The 3,701-nt window shown below is 57.8% G+C and carries 4 protein-coding genes; 3 read left to right on the top strand and 1 reads right to left on the bottom strand.

The window, feature by feature from the left end; all coding sequences use genetic code 11:
• Window positions 1-74: 74 nt before the first annotated feature.
• Window positions 75-443 (bottom strand): hypothetical protein, encoded by a 369-nt coding sequence (locus HV670_RS29555; RefSeq protein WP_175108476.1) that lies wholly within the window; start codon window positions 441-443, stop codon window positions 75-77.
• Between the two features lie 599 nt (window positions 444-1,042).
• Between HV670_RS29555 and ku the strand changes: the two genes are divergently transcribed.
• The 3 genes from ku (at window position 1,043) to HV670_RS29540 (ending at window position 3,444) form a co-directional block, all read left to right on the top strand.
• Window positions 1,043-1,966 carry a non-homologous end joining protein Ku gene (gene ku / locus HV670_RS29550; protein WP_175108475.1) on the top strand — a complete coding sequence of 308 codons (924 nt, stop codon included), beginning with the start codon at window positions 1,043-1,045 and terminating at the stop codon, window positions 1,964-1,966.
• 47 nt (window positions 1,967-2,013) lie between these two features.
• Window positions 2,014-2,802, top strand: a complete 789-nt coding sequence (locus HV670_RS29545) for a tetratricopeptide repeat protein (protein ID WP_425511491.1) — start codon at window positions 2,014-2,016, stop codon at window positions 2,800-2,802.
• Window positions 2,803-3,189: 387 nt separating this feature from the next.
• The gene (locus HV670_RS29540; protein ID WP_175108473.1) at window positions 3,190-3,444 is read left to right on the top strand and encodes a response regulator; all 255 of its coding nucleotides are present in this window, start codon (window positions 3,190-3,192) and stop codon (window positions 3,442-3,444) included.
• Window positions 3,445-3,701 lie beyond the last annotated feature (257 nt).

The following is a 3,701-nucleotide window of genomic DNA, read 5'->3' as shown; positions in this document are numbered from 1 at the left end:
TGAACCCGGATCGCATCGACAACCAGGACGGCGCCCCACAGCGCAGTAACCAGGAGCGAAAAGCCGCCTGAGATTTAATCGTCGAGGCGACAACTACCTTGAAAATTTCCGCCGGGTCTGTAGTAACCAGGTCTGTAGTAACCAGGGCCGTAATAACCGCGACCGTAGTAACCGCGGCCGTAATAGCCTCGAAATCCGCCGTATCCGTAGGAGGGGTAACCGTAGGAGGGGTAACTATAGTATCCGGGCCACAGCTGCGGTCCATATATCACCGGCCCGTAGATGAAGGGCGGCGGCGCATAGATAACCGGCGGACCCACGTACACAGAGCCCGGCACACCGATGCCGACGCCGATGCCTACAGACACACCACCCGCCTGCGCGAAGCTGGCCGACCCCGCGCCAAGCGCGGCAGCGACCAGAAAACGAACGAGCTTGTTCATTTGCGTTCTCCCCGCCTCGAGTTCGTTTCGAACGGCCAGCGACAGCGCAACGAGCAATGGACAAATAGCGCTGAGTCCGCTTATATGAGGGGCAATACGCAGAGGCTCATACGCGAGGCCGAAGGGGGCCCTGCTCTTTAGAGTCGGCGGTTCCGAAGTCGTTCAAGAAGGACTGCGGTCGTGACTTTCCTGCATCGATGCACGAATCGAGCCCGAAGCGCCTGCGATGCTGCGGCCCGGGTAAGCCGGAACGGCGCTGTTCGCGACGCTGACCCCACTGGGAGCAGAATTCGTCGCCCTAACCATCGAGGTCGCCATCGTCCGCCCAAAACCGATTCGGGGTCGCGCGTTCACTATCTTCAGCGCTGATTGGGTCGCACGCAATCTGCACACAAAAAGCGTCCCTTCTTTTTCCTGTTCAACTTACCGCAAATGGGCGCGATGTCATGTTGTGGTCGCGGGGCTGCACACAGGACTCCCAGGGTGTAAACTTGTCATTGTTTGAGCCCCGAAATCGGGGCCGCTTCGTAATCTGGCTGGCTTCTTGTCGCCGGCCATGTTGAGCCAGCGCGCTGGTGCTGACTTGCGAGGAGGAGCACATGGCTGCGCGCTCAATCGCATCGCTGTCTCTATCCTTCGGTCTGGTCTCCATCCCCGTCAAGCTGTATTCTGCGACCGAAAGCGCTTCCGACGTGAGGTTCAACCTGTTGGCACCTGACGGTTCCCGCGTGAAGCAGCAGTACGTCTCCGATTCGACCGGAGCAGTCGTCGAGCGCTCATCGATGAAAAAAGGCTACGAGTTCGAGAAGGACAAATTCGTCGTATTTACTGGTGACGAACTCAAGGCGCTGGAGGAAAGCGCCAGTCATGTCGTGGAAATACTGGCCTTTATCCCGGAGAAAGCTGTCGACCCAGTTTATTACGACAAGGCGTATTTCATTGCTCCCGACAAACGAGGTGGCAAGCCATACAGCTTGCTGCAGCAGGCGTTGGCCGAGAGCGGACGGTGCGCACTTGCGAAGTGGTCTTTCAAAGGCAAGACCCGCATCGTCCAGGTTCGGCCAACCGAAGATGGACTGGTTTTCCAGCAGTTGCTATTCGCTGCAGAGGTTCGGTCACTTAGGGAGTTGAACATCGAACATGTTCCGGTGTCCGCTGCTGAATTGAAGCTCGCGCTCCAGATAATCGAGCAGGGTACTGAAGAAAACTACGACCCAACGGCCTACGAGGACGAAGAGAAGAAGCGCATCCTTGCGGCCATCGACAGAAAGATTGAGGGCAAGGAAGTCGTCTTCACCGAGCAGCAAGAGGCGGTTTCGGGCGGCGAGGTTATCGACCTGATGGAGGCCTTGCACGCCAGTCTCGCAAGGAGAGACGCGAAAGGCAAAACCATTCCTGCGCCCCGGCGCAAGAGTGCGGAGCCGGTTACGGAAATTACTGCGGCGCCCAAGGCGCGGAAGCCGGCAGCCCGCGCTTCGAAGGCACCCGCCGAGACTCCACCAAAGGTGCGGGCACGCAAGTGACGACACGACACACCGCGCACGATATTTCGCTCCCGCGGCTGCTGACCATGTTGGGAGTCTCCAGGCGAGTGGTGTCTGACCTGGTCGCCGCTGGCTTTGTAACGCCATCGCGCGGGCCACGAAACCAACTACAGTTCACGTTCCAGGACGTCGTCCTGCTGCGTACTGCATTGCAGCTGCGTGCCGCGAAGATACCCCCGCGGAAGATAGTTCACGCGCTCTCGCGGCTAAGGGCTGAGTTGCCGGATGAACTTCCTCTCTCGGGCATCCGGGTCACGGCACTCGGCGACACCATTGCAGTCAAGACTGGGACATCCCAATGGGACGCTACCACCGGGCAGCTCCTTCTCGACTTTGAAGTCGCAGAAATCAAGGGAAAGGTTGTTTTCCTCGACACAACGCCGGGCAAGAAGGAAGCGGCACTTCACGCGGCGGAGTGGTACGACCTTGGCGAGCAGCTGAGGACGTCCAACGTCAAAGGTGCGGAGCGAGCGTACCGGAGAGCGTTGGAACTCTCGCCCGAGCCGTATTACGAGGCGTACGTCGACTTAGGTGCACTGCTCTGCGAGGACGAAGGGCGATGCGAAGACGCGCTTCGCGTCTTCGACCAGGCTCTGGCGCTTTTTCCTGATGACGCAGTGTTGCATTTCAACCGAGCCGTCGCCCTTGAGGGGCTTGGTCGACTGAATGACGCCGTACAGAGCTACGAGCGCTGTCTTGAACTCAATCCTTCCTACGCCGATGCACACCACAACCTTGCCATACTTCGCGACTCGCTTGGTGACAAGCAGGGCTTCGTGCGCCACCTGAGCGCCTATCGCCGGCTGAACATCTGAATACCCCAGAAGAGACTGATGCCGTCGGGTTTCGAAGCCGTACATCAAAGGTTATTGCGAAGCTACGGCTGCAAAGTACCAATTCCTTGAGTCGCGAGGCAATATATTATCGAGGAGAAATCGAATTGTCTTTCACTCCGTCTGTGTACTTAGAGTGTCCAGCCACACCTAACTACGTCGCCTTGGTAATGTCGCTAGCGCATGAACTGATGGCACGCAGAAGAACAGCGAAAGTGCTTTCAGACGAATAGATGCCTACGTTTGAGCAGTGAATTTCGAGGGCAGCGGTCCTTGAAGGCAACCATTCGGACGTGTCGACGCTGCCCCCGCAAATGTTGGCATCTTCTGCAACCATGGGGCTCGCAGCCTTCCACGAACTCTGAAAATATGAAAGTCCTATTCGTTGATGACAACCAAGACCTCGCCGACATTTTGGCCGAGTTGGCTTTTCAGATGGGTCACGAGGCGCGAGCGGCCTACAACGGCTCGGCGGGGCTTCAGGCTGCCCGTGAAGAACAGCCCGATGTTGTGTTTCTGGACCTGGGTTTGCCCGATATGACGGGAATAGAAGTGCTTCGAGCACTGCGCAATGCCGAGGGGACGGACCGTGCCCTCATCTACGCGTTGACAGGCACCCAGTAGGTCGACGTGGGGTTGGACGGTCATGCCTTCGATGGTTATTTGCTCAAGCCGGTTTCGATAGATACGCTGGCAGGTATTCTCGACAAGCGTTCTTAAGACGCCGACCGGATGGCTGATAGACTGGCGGGTATGTTGCCCCACGCGCTTTCCAAGTGTCTTGGGGTGTCGTCGTCTTTGGAGTGGCTCGAAATCATGCCGATAAATTATCTCCGAGCTTTCACTGCGCCCACACGCACTGACAACTCAAACCGGCGACT

The sequence above is a fragment of the Pararobbsia alpina genome, assembly GCF_902859895.1.
Lineage (GTDB): Bacteria > Pseudomonadota > Gammaproteobacteria > Burkholderiales > Burkholderiaceae > Pararobbsia > Pararobbsia alpina.
This window is presented reverse-complemented; position numbering and strand designations above follow the sequence as displayed.